This is a genomic window from Pseudomonadota bacterium (assembly GCA_027620075.1).
Lineage (GTDB): Bacteria > Pseudomonadota > Alphaproteobacteria > Rickettsiales > UBA6187 > 1-14-0-20-39-49.
Window position 1 is genome coordinate 256,880 of the sequence record JAQCEY010000002.1, and the last position, 19,265, is coordinate 276,144.

Sequence of the window (19,265 nt, forward strand, 5' to 3'; positions counted from 1 at the left end):
AAAAACTATTTTATGATAAACAACATAAAATTAATTAGTTAACATTTTCTCCTATGAATCGTCCTTATCCTTATCCTTATCTTTGTCTTTCTCGTCATAACGGGTTGTATAGCTGTTTTTCTTAGCATCGTCCCAGAACTTCTTAGCCTCTTTAGCCTCGTCATTCTTCTTGATTCTTTCTTTGCGGTTTTTCTCCATTTTATCAAGGCGCCTGTTAACATTTCCTGCAAGATTTCTTGCTCCCTTAACCGCACTTTTTCCTGCCTTTAACGCCCTTGAATGCTCTACTCCGTACTTAACGGGATCTTTAGCAAAATCCTGTGCTTCCTTAGCAGCGTTCCTCGCTCTTCTGATATTTTTACCGACTATCCTGTCGTTATTCTTAATTACCGTTTTCTTAAGTGAATTAAACGCTTTAACAGGAACATTAGCCACGGCTTTAGCTGCGTTACCAATCGAATTGCCTACTCCTTTAGCTACGTCAGCAGTATATTTAACAGGATTTTTAACAAACTTAACAGCCTCAGTTCCAACAGCTTTACCGCCTCTATAAGCACCTTTAACGACTGCCTCACCACCTTTATAAGTAGCTGCAACAGGTGTAGCTATCTCTTTTCCTAGTTGTGAATAATACTTCTTGCGTCCTTCCGACATAATATCTTGACGTTTTCTATACTTACTCTTATAAGCTGCTTTATTTTCCATAAATGCCTTGTCAGCACTTTCAACCGAGGCTTTAACATTTCCTTTGTCTTTATAAGCCCATTTAAGGTTATTTTCATAAACCCTCCTCTCAACCTTACGGGCTTCATTCCTATCTCTTTGCGACCTCTTAGCGTCAATAACGGTATCTCTCCAGATTTGATTTGAGCTTTTCTTCTCAGGTAGAGGAGCTTTTCCTTGACGTTCCCTACGAGCGTTTTGCAACATTCTCTTTCTTTCGGCGTTTGTTATGCCTTTTCCTTGCTTAGCTTCACGCAGCTCTCTTAAATCTCTTCGCTTATCGACGTTAGCTCTTATCTTAGTTTCATCCAAGTTGCGTTTTAATTCTAATTCTCTGGCTTTACTTACTTTTTGCTCTCTGGCTTTAAACTCGGCATTACCTGCAAACAGATCCTTGGTGGTTTTAGCGGTCTTCTGCTCCGACCTTAATTCTTTTTTAGCATCTTTTATTCTATTTTTTACATCAGACCTGATCTCTTTTTTCTCAGCATTATAGGCTAGGTCTTTTCTGATATTATCCAGATATTTCTCTCTTTTAGCTTCTTTTGAAAGACCGCCAAACATTTCTTGTTTAGTCTTAAGCTCTCTTAACTCCCTTGAGGTCATTAAGCTTTTCTTCCAGTAGTTTTTTCCGCCCATACCGTCACTTTCACCTTTAGCGTCTATAAGCGGATTAAATCCGGAACGTCCTCCAAGCATTTTGAGGGCTTGTCGTTTAGTTTTCATGTATCTATCCGACATCCTTTCACCCAGCACTCTTTCGCTGCCCCAATCGGCAACCGCAAATCCTGCTTTACCGAAGGTAGTGCCTACTCTGCCTGCGGTTTTAATAGCACTCGTTCCCTGACCTACTACATTACTGGTTGCCCTGTTCAGGCTTGTTCCGATATTACCGGCAGTAATTGTAACTCCAACCTCTACTATCCAGTCTAAGAACTTAAGTAACGCACTACAGAATATTATAAATATAAATACAAGGAATATAGCGACAGGAGTTCTGGCAAACTCAGAATCAGGCTCCATTCCACGCCCTATAGACCAAGGTCTGTAACCATGGAATATACATGCCGCATCAAAGTCATGTACTAAATTAAAGAAAATCAATTCGTTAACAGGGAAATCTATTTCAAATATACATCCGTAACACACATCGAATGACAAAACGGTATAAAATGCAGAATATATAAATATATTAAATATTGTCAGAACCGTAAATAACAGAACCGGCTGTATCGCATAACTTATCAGATTCTTAATCCAGTTGTTGAACATTATTCTTGTCCATGAGAACAACAGGAATGATATAAACAAAGGTGCAAGGAATAATAGCAGCGAAACCATTATCACCGACAATATATACAATATAACCGCCTTAAGCAGAGCTATAACAAAAAGGATAATTCCTACATATATTAGTATTGCCAGTATAAAGCCTAATATCGAAGAGAACATCAACGCCTCAATCCTGATAGCGGCATCCGTACTAAAATATCTCTGCATCGTTGCGTTCAAAAAGTCGAAAGTAAACGTCTGCCCGCTAGGATCTACTACCAACGCATGTGCATCGCCACCTACCGCTCCTCTTGAATCAACCGTAGCCTCCATAAACCGACCGGAAACTATCTCAATCAAGTCTTCGGTTCCTTCAATAAATACACTGAATAAATTTTCATAGAAGAAAGTCCAGTTGTTTTCCGTCATAAGGGTAGCAACTATCATTAGCTTTACTACAAATTCAAATAGCTCCTTTTGGGTTATATTTGATAAACCTAACATATAGTTAAATGCAAAGAATATTACCGCAAGGACTAGAAGCATTCTTATGTAATATATAAAACCGCTATCAGTGGTAAGGCTTTCATAAACGTCCCTTGTAAGACCGCCTTCACGCAATCCGGTAGTTGCATCAACATCTCCCTGTAGTAGCTCTTTCACAGGATCTATCATTGAGTTTATAACATCCGTAAACCCAGAACTATCCAGTGTTAAATTAACATTATAAGAACCGGTATTACTTGCAGGCGAGTAATCACCGTCACCGAAACCGACACCTTTTGCCCAATTTATAGCACCGTTATCAATAACCTTTAGCCATATTGTTCCGGTTCCTACGACGTTGCTTGCAAAAGTACCGCCGGTAGCGGCAACAGCATCAAGATCTATAAGTTCTAACGGGCTATTGGGATCATTACCTATTGCCAAATGTAAAAACTCGCCTCGTCTACCGGGGCAATTATTTAGATATCGGATTTTAAAAATTACTTGGCTACTTGCGTCCTGACTATTTCCGGCATAATTATCCGCATGATTTCCTTGGTGGCTAAATCTAATATATAGCTCTTTGGGTGCATCTGCAGGAGGGCTTGGATGCAAACTCATTTGAGTAAGATCAAATCCATTCCACGCTATAGATATCTCATCTGGAGATGCTGTAGACGTATCAAATACAAAACCTGGGGAAGTATCAAATAAATTAAAAATACGCTTACCTGGAGTGGGAGGAATAGTTGTCACATCCCCAGCTAGAGTTAAAGTTTGACGAGGTGTAAGGGAGTTCACATGTGAAAAGTAACTAATAAAAGGAATACGACTGTCCAAATGCGTCTCACCATATCTGATTCCAGCAATATCTCCTGTAAAATCAGCACCTACTGCATCAATAGGTCCTTTCACGTTCCATATTCCAATCGGCAAATCTGGCTCGGCCAATCTAGCATATATTTGGTCACCATCAAACCAAGCTCCACCTAAAGGTGGGACACCTGATGGAGCTGGCATATTAAAATTGGTTTTCCACCACCCATCAATATCGATTTCAAAAGTATTACCGTATGGTATTTTAAATCCTGTACCTTGCCACGCTTTAGCTTCTTGTGTTGTTGGATCAAGCCTTACTGTTGCACTAATCCAGTTATTAGCACAAATATCAACATTATCATCTTCCGTCTGAACCGTCAGATACTGTCCCGCCGTCACAGTAAAACCGGTGTTGACCCATGCAGTCGCACCGGCTGAATTTGCCGGGACATTCACACGAACAGATGAAACCGTATTAAACCTATCACCATAAATACATTTATCAGTACCCGGATCTCCATGGCAAGCAGCAACAAGAAATAGGGTAATCAATAACCCTACTAATCTCACTATTAATAAATTTTTGCTTGCTACCATTATAATATATACCGATAAAACATTTTAAATTGTACAATATCTTTGTTAAGATTTTTATAAACATTTAAAAATCTTTTTTTAAATTACTACAAACTTTCCTTTACCTCACTTTTTGCATCAGATGCCCCCTCCACCTTAGCGTTTTTACGTTTTGCATTAATACTCTTATTTAATATTCTTTTTCTTGCCCTTCTTTCCAGAGTGTTTGTTATGCTCCGCCCCGCCGTAGCTCCGGCAAAGCTGCTAAACGGTTTAATTGCATGCTGACCTATCTTGTGAGGTGTTAACTTAGGAGCCCTTGAAAGACCGATAGCACCGCCACCTGCGGCATTTGTTAAAGTAACCGACATTTCTTCTACAAATCCTAAAACCGCAAAAGCCAAATAACAAACCAGAACCATTTGTATCAAGCCTATAAATAAGTGCTTTGCATCTTTAAACGAAATGGTTGAAAAGTAGTTATTTAACCCGAGTCCAAGATGGTTCGACCTTTCTTTCTTAATAGCTACTTTTTGCACTACACACCCCATTGCATGCGGATCTTCACATTCAAAGTCCTTGAAATCGGCTCCCTGATTAAATGCATTGTTAAAGTCCAATTCAGAACATAAAGCCAGTAAAGTTCCTCCCTTCCATTTCATGCAAAGCCTGTTATCATATTCTCCCCCCTCCATCGGTACAAATGTGTGATTACCCTCGTACATAGCCATATCCATAGCCGCAAACAAAAAACCAAGAAACGCAAATAATATTACGGGCTGTACCACATAAGCTATTATCTGCGATAACCATCCGTCAAAAATATTTTTGGTAAAATTGAACAGAACCGAAGGAATAATTAAAGGTCCTATAAATGCCAATAATACCAAGCCCATTGATGCCATTATATACACATGTACGATTCTGATTATCAGCATTATTGTAAATACCGTAACAATCACAGCTAAAATAAAATTTACAAACCCGATACCGATATTAGTAAATATTGAAGCAATAGTTAAGAGCAACAAATGCGGAGACCTCGGAGCCTTAACGTTATCACCGATACCTAACACCTTGGAAATTTTACAATCTATCATATCCCATAGCCGCATATACTCTTTATCTGCAGGATAATCTGTTCCTGTGTTAGCTACCAATACTCTAAAATCGCAATATCTATAACCATAGCTTGACGCTTGAAATTTAGCCTCATCATATATATCCAGGGCAGCATTTCTGGTACTAATTGCAGCATTAACCTGCCCTTGAGTACCCGTACCGCTCGCTAAATTTCGTCTTGCCTGTATAAGAAGGTTATTCGCAGTAAGTAAGTTTTCTGCCGCAGAACCGGGATTGGCCGGATTTAAATCTTCATTAGCAGCTTCAGCGGTAGCCAGATCTCCCGAAGAAGCTTCCAAAACAATCAAGGAAGCTGACTTTGAAATATTCTGCAATGAAGGTAAGAAGTCTGCCATTCCCGTTCCTATCGCAAAATAAACCACTAAGCCGACTTTTAGAGCAAACCAGTGCCACTCTCCCGTGCCTATACCTCTTTTACCATAAATGTACGGATAACCGAACACCATTACATAAAGGATTAAAAGTGCCCTAATAATATTAGTAAACTCTTCGACAAAAGACTCATATATTGTTAGCGTACCACCGTCCAGTATAGGCTCGTCAAAAAGATTTGACATAGTTTCTTCTATACATTCTATGACCACACCTGTAAAAGCACGGTTTGAACCGTCAGGATATCTAAACATCGAACTTGAAGAATCGTACTCGGTACAAACATCAGATATAAGGTCTCCCCAATCCATATCCACAGCTGTCGGAGGAGGAAGAGGAACCGGTATACAGTTAAACGGCAAAGAAGAATCAATCGGGTTAACAAGGCCATTGGACGAACCACCTATTAATCCGAATAATGCCCCGTCAAGTTTTTCATTTTCATCTATGACCGATCCTCTAACAGGTACGCCGCAATCTTCCGGGTAAAATGGTGCTTGGGCATAAACACACATCAAATCACCTTCCAGTTCCGCAACAATAGTTACCGGATTTACAGCCGGACCGCTACCGCAACTGCCGGTATTTATCAAATTACAAGTCTGATCACTATCTAAAAGACCGGCTCCCTTTTTGTATTGAACAGTTACCGTAAAACTATTAACATCTACTCTTGCACCGTTTAAATTACGATTGCCTTCACAAGAACAAGACGAATTACTATCGCCGGGGGAATTACATAAAGGGTTAGTATTATCATCTTCAATACTGGCATAAGGGTTACAGTTGCCGTGCAAAATAGACGTAACATCACCAACATAATCGGAGGAAGAGCCAAGAACCGTCCCCTGTGCAGGGATTGCACATACGGGAGCAGCATAGCTATTACTATACGGAACGACTATTGCTATCAGCAAAACCGATATAATATATTGAAATTGAATTTTTTTATAAAAATTTAACATCTTTTTTCCAAAACAGCCCTTTTAATAGCCGCTACACAAATTTATTAACTGTCCTTTTTACCTTTATTACTATCGCCTTCCTTTTTAGCGGTAAACTTCGCAGGTTTGTTTTCCTGAATTTTATTGTCTTTCACCGTAGTTTCTTTTATTTGATTTGCTTTTACCGTGTTTTCTTTAACGGCTACCGGTTTGGATCTGTGTTCATCGCCTTCTTTAACCTTGGTTTCCTTAATAGGCACAGCTTCCGACCTATGCCTATCGGCTTCTTTCACCGTAGTTTCTTTAACCGGCTCTGGTTTTGACTTATGCTCATCGCCCGGTTTTATTTTGTGTCTGTTATTTTCATTTAAAGCCCTGCTTGCATGTTCCAGATTTTCATTATCGGGGCTAGGTCTTGATATATCTTTTTCTTCCTGCCTGCTTACTTCTCTATCTTTTTTCTGATCTTTAGCCATAGATTTTTCCATAGTTCCTTCTTCCGTACGCCCTTCTTGCGGTCTTAACCTATCGCTAATATCTACTAATCCTTTTTCTTTATTATTTTCGAACCTCTCTTTCATTGCCTTACCTATCAAAGAGTTATCTTCTGTTCTTCCACCTCTTCCGCCGGCATTCCTGACGGCTATATCGGTCTCAAGCAACGACATTCCGCCTGTGCCGGCTCTCAAGCTCCTTGAAGCACCTAATCTTTCGAACGCCCTTGCATTGCCGGCAAATGCAGTGGTAACACTTCGTACGCCGGTATTTACAACTCCGCCTTGAGCTGCAAGTCCTGCCGCAGGGCCTATAACAGGAGTTCCGCCACCCGGTAATTCGCCACCTGTTAATTTTGATGATAATTTTTCTACAGTACCAAGTAATGCTTTTATTATCACACAAACCAGCAGCAATTTTAGCAAGCCTACCAGAAGCGTTAAATCCTGTTGATTTAACGCAACTTTATAAAACTTAATATCGGTAAGGTCACTTATAAAGGCTACGTCTATTTTATGAATCCTTGCAACTTGGAATATACAACCTATTGCATCGGGATCATCGCACTGCTCTAAAGTTATAGCCTGACCGTTTTGTCCCCCGGTTCCTGTTGATGCCTCTATTTGATATGGAATCGGCACAGGATCCGAAGCAATAGGAACGAACGAGCGATTATCGCCAAAATATATAATATCTATCACAACAAGGGCGAATGATAAAAATCCGAATAATATTACAGGTTGAACCAAGAACGATATTACCTGTTGCAACCACTTTAAGAATATATCCCTTGTATATCCGAACAATGCCGCAGGAATAATTAACGGCGATATAAATAACAGCATTATTAATCCCATAAATGCCAGTATATAAATATGGACGGCTCTAACGATGAGAAGGATTAGAAACAATATAACAACCACCGTTATAATAAATATAGGTAGACCGAAACCGGTTGATACCACTGCAGTAGCAGCTACCCATAGAACTTGGGGGTTCCATGTAATTTCATCAGGTCCTCCGGGTGCAGGCTCAAATAGCCCGTTATTATCCACATCAATCCAGTTATCCCCTATTCCAAGATACTTTGACAACTTACAATCAATCGTATCCCATATTGCCATATATTCGTGACCGGGTGTATATATTATCCCGCTAGCTGCACGGAAATCGCAATACTCATATCCGTTATCAACACTGGACTCCAGACCGACCTCCATAACATGAACGGTCATGGCTCTTGAAATATAATTAAACGAAGGGTACAATTCTGTCACACCGTTACCGATGGAGAAATATACGATTATTGCTAAACGCATACCGAACACTATGCATTCCTGTCTTGTAGGAGGATTTTTAGAAATAACCAATCTATAGCCGAAGAATATAACGTATAATATCAGCAACGACCTTACTAACGTAAAGAATTTATCCTGCACACTTTGGAAAAACGTCAGTCTATCCGGTTCGGCGGGATCCTGTATGAAAACGTTCCTCATAGTCTGATATATACACTCAACTACAACACCGGTAAAAGGACGAGGCCAGTTACTTGTAATAGGAGGGGGAGCACCGGTAGCAGATGTCGACCAATCAATATTTCTTCCCGGAACAAAAACATCATAACCGGTACACACCGGAGATATGATATCCGTTAAATTCAAAGTTCTCAAATCTTGTGGCGTATAAGCAGCCCTCAGACAGTGCCTATGACCGCTACCTATATTTTCAGCATACGTACTACCGCTAACGGTAGAACCCTCTGCAACGGCAGGTAGTAAATCCAGAACTTCATGCATAGTACCCGGGAATCCGGGATCTATCATTGAACCGCCACTATCAAAATACTCTGCCTCAACCCTCCATGTAACACGGCGGTCATCTGCATATGCGTATATACACATGTAATCCCCTTCTAGGGCAAGCTCAAATGTAACACCCAGTGATTGGTAAGGAGGATCGGACAATGTTAAATCGGCAATAGGATTAGTTATTGATAAACTAACATTCTCAACTACTCCGTTAGGTGCATCATCAAGAAGGTCTACCATTAAACTCGGGGGATACTCATCAAAAAAGCGTTGAAGAAATAACGGCAAGTCCTGATTTACCGTTCGTGAATCACCACGGACACTCACCAACGGATTAGTCTGCCCTTGCCTGACGGGACTACAACTACCTACCGCCCCCCCTCCCAAAGGGTCATAAATATTAACAACATCACCTGCAAAAATCGGCTCAACCACAGGTCGTCCCGCACCATCATCTAAAGCCATACCCGGACTTGCAGGATCCTCTACGCATTGAGTGGCAGGCTCGCATGTTGCGGTAAATATCGGCTGCCCTTTCCTTGTAGGATATCTCATAACCTCATTAGGCAGTAAAGGCTCCACTCCCACACCTGAAGGGCATAGGCTACCGCCTCTATATGAGTCTTCTAACTCATCAAACACACACACATAGTCAATGTTACCGCCGCTACTACACCCTAATCTTATTGCATCGATATCAAGGTTCGGGTCATAACAATCATAATCTTTATTATAACCTTCATGATATTCGGGACTTCCCATACCCTCATTTATATCCCAATCGCAACCACGGAAAGTAAGTAAAGTACCGCTTAAATCATCAAACTCCGTACGAGTTTCCAGATATAAGTATTCCCCTAGGGAATTAGTGGGCAAAAATTCGGCATCTAAATCATTTACAACACCATCGCCATTATAATCATCAAGATGAATATTAACAATTTTACTACTATCATAAGGGTATGACTCAAACCCTTTTTTTGTTACGTACAGCTCCTCGCCGTTATAGGTAATTACATCACCTTCTTCGGCTCCCATGTTAACACCGGGAAGAGCTACGTCAATAAGACCCGGGTTAACTTCCGTACCGTCATCAGTATAAAACATGGTTATAGGGGTTGTGGTAGAATCGCACTCGTTTGTATATCTTATCTCACCGTCCGAATCATAAAAATAGCATGTCGGAACCTCTAAAAGACCGGGAATCTCAAGTTCTCTGGGTGAAGTAATTCCGACAGGCTCAAATAAATTAAATTCAACATTAACGCTATTACCCGAACCACCTGTTATTTTAGCCCCCGGTAAACGACCCGTTGTCTGCTTGTCAATAGCTGACTTTATCTGCTCAAGAGTCATAGTTTGTGCAATAGCATTGTACACAACAAAAGGAGATATCAACAATAGTAAAAATGTTAATAAATATTTTTTGACTCTAAACAATTTAAGGCAGCTAATCATAAACAACTACCTAAACTGATATTCCGTGTTTATACATGTTTCACTCTCTCCCAAAAAACAGGTAACCAATCATCAGGATTATCACCCACTTCTTTTCTTATCTCATCAAGCAATATTACCGTCTCCGCACGTCCTGATAATACGTTTATAACGTTATCCATACCCGATAGATCAATACGTGCAACAACAGCGTCCGTACCCTGCTTTACCAAGAAAAACCTACTACCCGGATCGGTTGTTTTTATAAGTGTAAATTCTCTCTGACTTAGCATAAAATGCGACCTGTAGACATCTGTAGCCTTAAGGTTCGGTAAAAATATCTGCGTAGCCGTCTGCTGAATAAGCGTATCACTGATACGACTTTTACTAGCATCTTCAACCGATTGAGTAGCAAATATAACAAAACAATTTAACTTTCTTAATACTTTCAGCCAATCTTTGATTTTTGGTGCAAATACCTCATTATCAATTAACGCCCAAGCCTCATCGAGTACTATCATTGAAGGAGTACCGTCAAGAGAAAGGTTTATTTTGTGGAATACGTATAACAGAACCGGACCAAGACTAGGCTTATCCTTAAGTAACTCCGCCATTTCAAAGGCGAATATAAGGTCTGTGCTAAAATTAATATTATCTTTTTCATTATCAAACACACTGGCGTGTGAGCCGTGACCGTGCCACATAGCAATACGCCCCGATAATGAATCCGGCCCTCCCATTCCAAGGAACGGGACTATGTTTCTTAACATTCTGTCTTTAGGGTGTAATTTATAGTTACCTACGATAGCCTCTTCTATTTTTGCACTATCATCAGCAGATATTGACTCGCCGTTAGTACAAACCAGACTTTTCATAAATTCCGTAAGGAACGTTCGGTTTTCACCGGTATCTTCAAGTGCAAACGGATTAAAGCCGCATGGGGCAGACGGATCTATATCGGTGTAAACTCCCTCTAATGCCCTGATAAATATTTCTGCTCCGCGGTCTTTATCGAAGAAGAACATTCTGCATTTGAATTTCCTTGCCTGAGCACATAAGAAGTTCATCATAACCGTTTTACCCGCACCGGTCGGCCCGATAATAGTTGTATGCCCTACGTCCCTGACATGGAAATTAAAGAAGAACGGCGTACCTGAAGTAGTGTCCAAAGTTGTAACATGGTCTCCCCAGTGATTATCATGCTCTTGTCCGCTTGGAAAATTATGCAAAGATGCCAGACTCGATAAATTTAATGTGTTTATCGTAGTCTTTCTAACTGCAAACTCGTCATTACACGGTAACTGAGCCCAATATGCAGGTTCAAGATTAACCCTTTCCCTAACAGGTATCGCACCGGCATTCCCCAACTCCGTAGCTGCCATCGCAAGTGCATTTTCCAATGTTTTCGGATTATCTTCAATACATAGAACGGTAAGGTGATGCAGACCGAATCCTATACGACCACTCATCGCATCATCTAGTGCGTGATTAATTTCTTCGATCTGAGAAATCGCAACATCACCAGAATTTACCATACGTCCTTGTTGCAATTTCATGCTATTTATTGCACCTGTACGATCCGAAAACGAATATGACTGGCTTACGATTAATTCAAACGGCATTTGCAAAAAACCGTCCATCATAGTTGCCGAGGTTCTTGAAGGATATTCTTTGATGCTGACAATACCTGCAAATTTACTGCCTTTGGGTGTTTTCACTTCAATAGCACGGCTTCCGAAATATAACCTGTCTACAGGCAAGTATCTCGATATATCGGTTGAAGGGACAAGAATCGGTCTACTTTGACCGCAATTTACTAAAGTACCTAAAAACTCAAGTATTTCCGAGTAAACCCCTCCGCGTCTTTCTACAATACCTAGTACTTTGGGCTTATAGTCCCTAAAAGTACTGATCAATCTTGATGTCATTTCATCAAGTTCTTCATAACCTTCAAACATCGTTTTAGCCCAAAGGCTTTTGTCTGCGGTTTGCTGTAACTTTTCGAACATACTTTCAAAAGCGGCAACGCCGCTTCTTGAACTTTTTCTAACTATCGTGATGTAAATTTCATTTATAAAACTTTGGTGATTTATGTGCTTTTCACGCCATTGATCTTCAAGGTACGTGGCAAATCCGGGTGGCATGCTATGCCCTTCGTCCACCTGAAATGTGGACTTTCTTCTTCTCACCAAATGAAAATATAAAGATACCCTACCTGCTCCGATACCCTTAAACAAAAGGTTTCTGATATTTTTTCTAATATCGACATCTTCATCATCTGCCGTTTCAAACGAAAATCCGCCAAGCTTTACAACCTGAACAAGACTTTCATCTTCGGTCATTATGGTACTTCTATTCCAATGATATCTGTACGGAATAAAAAATGACTCCGGGAACTCTTTTCTTACATATTTATCTTTCTGAGTTCGTTGCCTAAAAATCTTAAGCATAAAAATACAATCTTTTACAAATTCGTATAATTCAATTCAGCAAATTATACGCATCCGATACATCCTTAGTAAAAAACAATGTATAGATGAAGGATACAAACCTCTAATTAACAAAATGTGCTTCAAATAAAAAAGTAAATAATTTTACTATACTAGCAAGCACCCCCAAAAAAAGTTACATTACGTCATATGAATTCATAAGACCATGATAAAATTTATTTTTACATTTATTGCACTTCTGCTGCTTTACCATAAAAAGCTCCATAAAAAGCGGTTCTTTTTCTGACAAAACATAAGCAAAGCCATGAATAGGTATCATACCGAAAAAAAATCTAAAATCCGAGGTAAGCACAAACCCCATACATCCGATAAGGAAGTAAGTCATTACAACCAAATAGCTCACACCAAATATCATTGAAGGTCTTGTCAGACCCAAAAACAACATATCGGTTTCTAACTCACCTGTTTCCATAGCATTGACTTTTTAATTCCAAATTTAATTAAGTTTAAATTACGCTTATTAATATTTTAACCGAGTTTTATTAAAGTTTTATTAAACTACATACTCTAAATTCTATTATTTAATGTTTTATTTTAACACGAAATAATAAACAAATCATCAAAAAACCTAGGATTTAATAAATAATATCCGATGTTCCGTTTCTTTTAAATACAAAATTATGTTTTTATGATTTTTTATAGAAACATAGTCAAGTTTGCTATATACATAGGCACTTCACAATAGACTCAACAAAACTATGAAGTATCTACACAGCAATGCAATACGACATTTTAAGCAAAATAAATGATGTAAGCGATATTCGCACAATGGACTTAAAAGAGCTTGAAACGCTTGCACAGGAGCTAAGATCAAGGACTATTGAGTGCGTATCCAAAACCGGCGGGCATTTAGGTGCCGGCTTGGGTGTTGTTGAACTTACCGTAGCACTTCATCATGTTTTTGAAACCCCGAAAGATAAGTTAATATGGGACGTAGGTCATCAAAGCTATCCGCACAAGATACTTACGGATCGCAACGACAGGATAGAAACCATAAGGCAACCGAACGGTTTATCAGGATTTACAAAGCGTTCCGAAAGTCAATACGACCCTTTTGGAGCCGGACATAGCTCAACATCAATATCGGCGGCACTTGGAATGTCAATTGCAAGGGACATTAAAGGTGAAAACTTTGAAACAATCGCTGTTATCGGTGATGGTGCAATGAGTGCCGGCATGGCTTATGAGGCAATGAACAACGCCGGTGACCTGCACTCACGAATGTTCGTTATATTAAACGACAATAACATGTCTATAGCACCGCCGGTCGGTGCTATGAGCGGCTATTTATCACGCCTTATATCATCAAAGCCTTACTTGACTCTAAGGAATGTAGCCAAAAAAGCTGTTAGCCACCTCCCTTCCGCAATTGAAAAAGTAGCTAGAAAAGCGGAGCAATATACTAAGGACTACTGGGTAGGAGGCAATTATTTCGAAGAAATGGGGTTTTATTATGTCGGGCCTGTAGACGGTCATAATTTAGGACAGTTAATAGCAATTTTAAAAAACCTTAAAAATGATAAAAGCATCAACAGACCTATCCTTATGCATATAGTCACCGAAAAAGGTCATGGCTACGAGATGCCTGAGGCAAAGGATCCATCATTGCATGCCGTAGGAAAATTTGACCTAAAAACCGGAACTTTAAAGAAAACAAAATCAAACGCTCCTTCATATACGTCTGTTTTTGCAAAACAATTAATTGAAGAAGCGGAAAATGACGGAAAAATAGTAGCAATTACGGCAGCCATGCCAAGCGGCACGGGGCTTGATAAATTTGCCGAAAAATTTAATGACCGCATGTTTGACGTGGGAATAGCCGAACAGCATGCCGTAACCTTTGCAGCCGGTCTTGCTTGCGAAGGATTAAAGCCGTTTTGTGCTATATATTCAACATTTCTACAAAGAGCTTATGACCAAGTAATACATGACGTTGCTATTCAAAAACTGCCTGTCAGATTTGCAATAGACAGAGCCGGGTTAGTCGGTGCTGACGGGGCTACTCACGCAGGCTCTTTTGATATAATGTATCTGGCAAACCTGCCTAATTTCGTTGTTATGGCTCCTTCAAACGAACTTGAACTTGCAAGAATGGTAAAAACCGCCGCACAAATAGATGATAGCCCCTCTGCAATAAGATACCCTAGAGGCGACGGTATAGGCATAGACTTCCCTAAAAAAATAAAACCTGTAAAGATAGGCAAGGGAAAAATAATACAAAGAGGTTCCGATATAGCGATATTATCTTTGGGAACAAGGCTGGAAGAGGTAAAAAAAGCCGCACAAGAACTGCAAAAACAAGATATATCGACAACTATAGTAGATATGCGTTTTGCAAAACCTGTTGATGAAAACCTTATCATTGAGATAGCAAAAACTCATAAAAATATAATAACCGTTGAAGAAGGCTGCTCAGGCGGACTGGATACGCAAGTCAACAAAGCTATAAACAACAGTATGTTGCAAGGCAAACCTAATGTTCTAAATTTAAATCTGCCGGACATCTTTATAGATCATGGGGTAGTGGAGGATTTATACGAAAAAGCCGGCTTAAATTCTAGCGGCATAGTAAAATCAGCAATTTCTTTAGTGAATAAAAGCAATTTAAAAGATATTAAATAACATTTTAGCAATGTCCTATTAATTGGCTGGAAAATATATAAAATACTACTTATGAAACAGCAAATAACCGGATATTTAAAATCTCACAGTAATGACGCTCAGGGTATATTATGGATGCTTTACGGCTGCTTCTGGTTTGCATGCATGGCCTCTATTGTCAAATACCTGACTTTTGATATGGAGCCTTTTACCTTGGTTTTTTTCAGAAGTCTTTTTGCACTGGTTTGCATTCTACCGGGGCTATACGGCTACGGTATCCACAAAATAAAGAGCAAAAATATAAGTTTTTATTTTACAAGGGCAATAACCGGAACTGCCGGAATGGTGCTTATTTTTGTAGCAATAGCAAAGCTCCCCATAACAACGGTAACGGCACTAACATTCACCGTTCCGCTGATTACAACCGCATTTGCGGTTATTTACCTTAATGAAAAACTCAAAAAGCATAATGTTATTGCGTTATTATGTGGCTTTTTCGGAGTGCTTATAATATTAAGACCGGGTACCGAAACATTTCAAACGGCATCACTACTGGTAATAGCTGCGGCATGTTTTTGGTCAATATCAAACATACTAATCAAAAAACTTACAAAAACCGAAGATCCCAAAGTAATAGTGTATCTAATGATAATTATCATGGCTCCGCTTTCTTTACCGCTTGCCTTATTAAAATGGCAAACACCCGATACCGCCCAGTTGCTTTTATTATTTTTATTGGCATTCGTATCAAATCAGGCACAGTTTTCTTTAGCACACGCATATTCAAAAGCGGATATGTCTACGGTTTTACCGTTTGATTACACAAGAATGATATTTATTAGTATTATGGCATACTTCTTTTTTGGGGAAATAATTGATTTTTATACCGCAATCGGCTCGATAGTTATATTCTTTAGCGGCGTGTATATTGTAAAACATCAGCGAAAAAAATCACCGCCGATTATTGATAGCGGAGAAACACTAACTTAATCACCGTCTTTATATCTATGTTTTTCAGCACAATTACTTATTCCGGTTTTTAAACAACACATATAGTCCCATTTGCCTTTTATGAATTTTCTACGCTTGGCGTAATAGTCGCTCACAATATACTTGCAACTGCTTAACCCCTTTACAGTACCGACATATATTTTCTTCTCATCAGGCTCATATTGAATAAAATATGAATTATAAGTATTTCTTTCATGAGGACTAACCGCATCATCGCCGCAGGACGAAAGAAACAATACAGACATCGAACATAATATTAGCGATAAGGTTTTCATAAGCAACTAAAAATACTATAAAAAATAATATTTCTCCCTATGATATTGTACCACAAAAACCACATACTAACAATATGCACTGCACAAAAACGAAATGCCCCCAATTTTATTTGATTTTATCCGATTAAAATGTAACTTTTGATAGCTTAATGTCGAATTTCTTTATAAATAACACCTTCAAGCGAGATAAAAATGACTAATAAAACCAAAAAAATTGAATCCGATAACAAGCCTACCGAGAAAAAATGCGGTATAATTGCTAAATTTTCTATTATTTTTAAACTAATCGAGTTTAAGCTTAAAATAGCTGATTTTTTAAGTCCGTTAGTAAATTTAGGCATAAGATTCTGGATGGCTTGGATATTCTTAAAATCAGGGGTTTTAAAGATTCCTAAGGACTTTTTGGGTCTTAACATAGGAAAAGGATATTCATGGGATAGTACTATTTATCTTTTTGAGGAAGTACACCCTGTTCCGTTATTATCACCAAATGTGGCTGCGGTATTAGGAACGGGATTAGAAATATTATGCCCTATATTGTTAATAATCGGTTTAGGTGCAAGACCTGCGGCGGCTGTATTACTTATAATGACAGGGGTTATAGAGTTTACAAGTGATCCTGATTTCCTATCTGAAACCGCAAGATTAATCCACCAATATTGGATGATATTACTGGCAGTAATCGTATTTAATGGTCCGGGAAAGCTATCCGTAGACCATATTATCCGCAAAAAATCCTTAAGCTGCCCTAAATACAGGGAAATTGCAGGAATCAAGGAGGCATAAAAGATGGGGATTTTTTTATCCCCACCTTTTTAAATTACGAATCAAACCAATAAATAAATAATATATTAGGAACTTATCTAATAATATTAATCAGAAAACGGCAACCACATTCCTAAATAAATTAACAAACCAATTGCCCCTTGATGCGGAATATATAAAATTGTATTCGGCAAATTATGCCGCTAATTTTTTTAACATTTTAAAAAAGGAATTCGATTATGCCTTTATTTTTTGGAACTGCCGGCAATGATACAATAGCAGGAACTGCCGGACCTGATTTAGTTGTTTCTTTTTCAGGAGATGACTTAATACGTACTGCTGACGATGACGATCTGATTTTTGCCGGAGCGGATAACGATAAAGTTTACGCCGGTAACGGTGATGACTATGCGTTTGGCGGCTCAGGAGATGACTATCTCAATGGAGGAGCCGGTCGTGACTTTTTAAGCGGTGGCGAAGGTAGCGATGAGCTGGAAGGCGAAGACGGAAACGATGTTCTCGTCGGCGGCAACGGCATTGACAGATTATACGGTGGAAATGACTCTGATAGGTTATCAGGCGGCAATGACACTGATAGATTAGTCGGAGGTAAAGGAAGAGACATACTTATGGGCGACGAAGGAGCCGATGTATTATACGGCTTCGACGGAACTGCATTAGGTGATGGAGCTACCGACATTTTCGATTTCAACCTACTTACAGATTCTAACTCCGTTGCTCATGATATTATAATGGATTTTGAGCAACAAATAGATAAGATTGACCTTGCCGACCTGTCTGCATTCGGTATCAACGGCATGGCGGATCTGGCTATAGGCGACGATGGTACTAACACATACATAAAAGGTGTTAACGTTGACTTTTTAGTTGAACTTTCAGGAGTTTATACCCTTGGTGCTACTGATTTTATTTTCTAGTAGTTATTATTGGATTTGCTGCAAATTGCAGCAAATGACATTTAAAAAATGTGTCATACGCCGGCTTTGTCCGGCGTATCCATTATGTATTTAATCAAAAAAGATAGCTTCTTAGCCCTATCTTCAACGGTATTTGCCTCAAGTAGCCGCTGCTTTTGTTTATCGTCAAAAGGCAGATGCATAGAAAAAAATGTAACTATATTAAAAGCCGGAGTATCGGGCAGTAAATCCCAATCCATTGCGATTGAGTTCTTTTGTGCGTATTTTTTTATAAGTTCTATGAGGCTCGGCTTGTCTATATCGGGATTAAGGTTAACTACTAAATCAGATTCATAGTCTTCAAAAGAAACGCCAAAACGCCTATATTGCCTCATAGTCGTAACTTCCCTGAGCAGTTTAAAGCGGCAATATCCGGTTAAAACTACAAAGAAACTACCATCAACCATTTCCTCGAACTTAGTGATTTTTCCCGCACAACCTATATTGTGGAATATGTCTTTTGCACCATGTTTCTTATCGCTATCGGTTATGCACACACCTACCATTCTATCTTTTGATGCCAGTGAGTCCTGAACCATATTTATGTATCGTGGCTCAATCAGCTTTTGAGCTATCTGCCCACCGGCCAGAAGTAAATTATTTCGAACAGGTAAAATAGGTAAGCTATCGGGAAATTTCATATATTTACTTGTTAGGCGGATAACTTGGCTTTGTAAGAACATAATAGGCGGCATATAGCATTATAGCCCCTGAACACAAAAGCCCTATTGCGGGTATATTAGCGAAGAAAAGCATATATATATAACTTAAGGTCATTGAACCGATAGATGCAACCTTAGCAACAGGAGGGATAACCCTGTATTTATCCCATAATTTAAGCTGATCACCGAACATTTTATGGTTATAAAGCCAGTCATGAAACCTTTGCGAACTTTTAGAAAAACAAAAAAGTGCTAATATAAGGAAAGGAACGGTAGGTAATAAAGGCAGCATCGCACCTATAAACCCCAGCCCTACGAATATAAATCCCAAAACCAGCATTATAGGTCTTGAAAAAAAACTAGCATATTTTACAGATGTTTTCATA

Annotated in this window: 12 protein-coding genes; 4 read left to right on the plus strand and 8 right to left on the minus strand. The window is 39.1% G+C overall.

Translation table 11 applies throughout. The features are described 5' to 3' along the window. Positions 1 to 51: 51 nt before the first annotated feature. The 5 genes from O2942_04325 to O2942_04345 all read right to left on the minus strand — a co-directional run bounded on the left by O2942_04325 (position 52) and on the right by O2942_04345 (position 13,000). Positions 52 to 3,852, minus strand: coding sequence for a type IV secretion system protein (locus O2942_04325; GenBank protein MDA0781475.1), 3,801 nt, complete (start codon positions 3,850 to 3,852; stop codon positions 52 to 54). Positions 3,853 to 3,983: 131 nt separating this feature from the next. Continuing rightward, positions 3,984 to 6,356 carry a type IV secretion system protein gene (locus O2942_04330; GenBank protein MDA0781476.1) on the minus strand — a complete coding sequence of 791 codons (2,373 nt, stop codon included), beginning with the start codon at positions 6,354 to 6,356 and terminating at the stop codon, positions 3,984 to 3,986. Positions 6,357 to 6,400: 44 nt separating this feature from the next. Then, positions 6,401 to 9,997: a type IV secretion system protein gene (locus O2942_04335; protein MDA0781477.1), complete on the minus strand. Its 3,597-nt coding sequence runs from the start codon at positions 9,995 to 9,997 to the stop codon at positions 6,401 to 6,403. A gap of 131 nt (positions 9,998 to 10,128) precedes the next feature. Beyond that, complete coding sequence (locus O2942_04340) at positions 10,129 to 12,528, minus strand: VirB4 family type IV secretion/conjugal transfer ATPase (GenBank protein MDA0781478.1); 2,400 nt, start codon at positions 12,526 to 12,528, stop codon at positions 10,129 to 10,131. A 175-nt stretch (positions 12,529 to 12,703) separates the two neighbouring features. Next, complete coding sequence (locus O2942_04345; protein ID MDA0781479.1) at positions 12,704 to 13,000, minus strand: VirB3 family type IV secretion system protein; 297 nt, start codon at positions 12,998 to 13,000, stop codon at positions 12,704 to 12,706. A 305-nt stretch (positions 13,001 to 13,305) separates the two neighbouring features. On the opposite strand from O2942_04345, the gene dxs reads away from it, so the two are divergent. Continuing rightward, positions 13,306 to 15,210: a 1-deoxy-D-xylulose-5-phosphate synthase gene (gene dxs, locus O2942_04350; protein ID MDA0781480.1), complete on the plus strand. Its 1,905-nt coding sequence runs from the start codon at positions 13,306 to 13,308 to the stop codon at positions 15,208 to 15,210. Between the two features lie 51 nt (positions 15,211 to 15,261). After that, positions 15,262 to 16,179: a DMT family transporter gene (locus O2942_04355; protein MDA0781481.1), complete on the plus strand. Its 918-nt coding sequence runs from the start codon at positions 15,262 to 15,264 to the stop codon at positions 16,177 to 16,179. Here the strand turns inward: O2942_04355 and O2942_04360 are convergent. Next, positions 16,176 to 16,445, minus strand: a complete 270-nt coding sequence (locus O2942_04360) for a hypothetical protein (GenBank protein MDA0781482.1) — start codon at positions 16,443 to 16,445, stop codon at positions 16,176 to 16,178. The two genes, O2942_04355 and O2942_04360, sit on opposite strands and share 4 nt — an antisense overlap. 222 nt (positions 16,446 to 16,667) lie before the next feature. On the opposite strand from O2942_04360, the gene O2942_04365 reads away from it, so the two are divergent. Together O2942_04365 and O2942_04370 are read left to right on the plus strand one after the other, a co-directional pair. Then, positions 16,668 to 17,261 (plus strand): DoxX family protein, encoded by a 594-nt coding sequence (locus O2942_04365; GenBank protein MDA0781483.1) that lies wholly within the window; start codon positions 16,668 to 16,670, stop codon positions 17,259 to 17,261. 218 nt (positions 17,262 to 17,479) lie between these two features. Next, positions 17,480 to 18,178 carry a calcium-binding protein gene (locus O2942_04370; GenBank protein MDA0781484.1) on the plus strand — a complete coding sequence of 233 codons (699 nt, stop codon included), beginning with the start codon at positions 17,480 to 17,482 and terminating at the stop codon, positions 18,176 to 18,178. Between the two features lie 53 nt (positions 18,179 to 18,231). Here O2942_04370 and O2942_04375 read toward each other — a convergent pair whose 3' ends face one another. Beyond that, on the minus strand, positions 18,232 to 18,858 hold the full coding sequence (locus tag O2942_04375) for an LON peptidase substrate-binding domain-containing protein (protein MDA0781485.1): 627 nt from the start codon (positions 18,856 to 18,858) through the stop codon (positions 18,232 to 18,234). A 4-nt stretch (positions 18,859 to 18,862) separates the two neighbouring features. Beyond that, entirely contained in the window at positions 18,863 to 19,264 is a 402-nt protein-coding gene (locus tag O2942_04380; protein ID MDA0781486.1) for a YbaN family protein, read from the minus strand. Position 19,265: the final 1 nt, after the last annotated feature.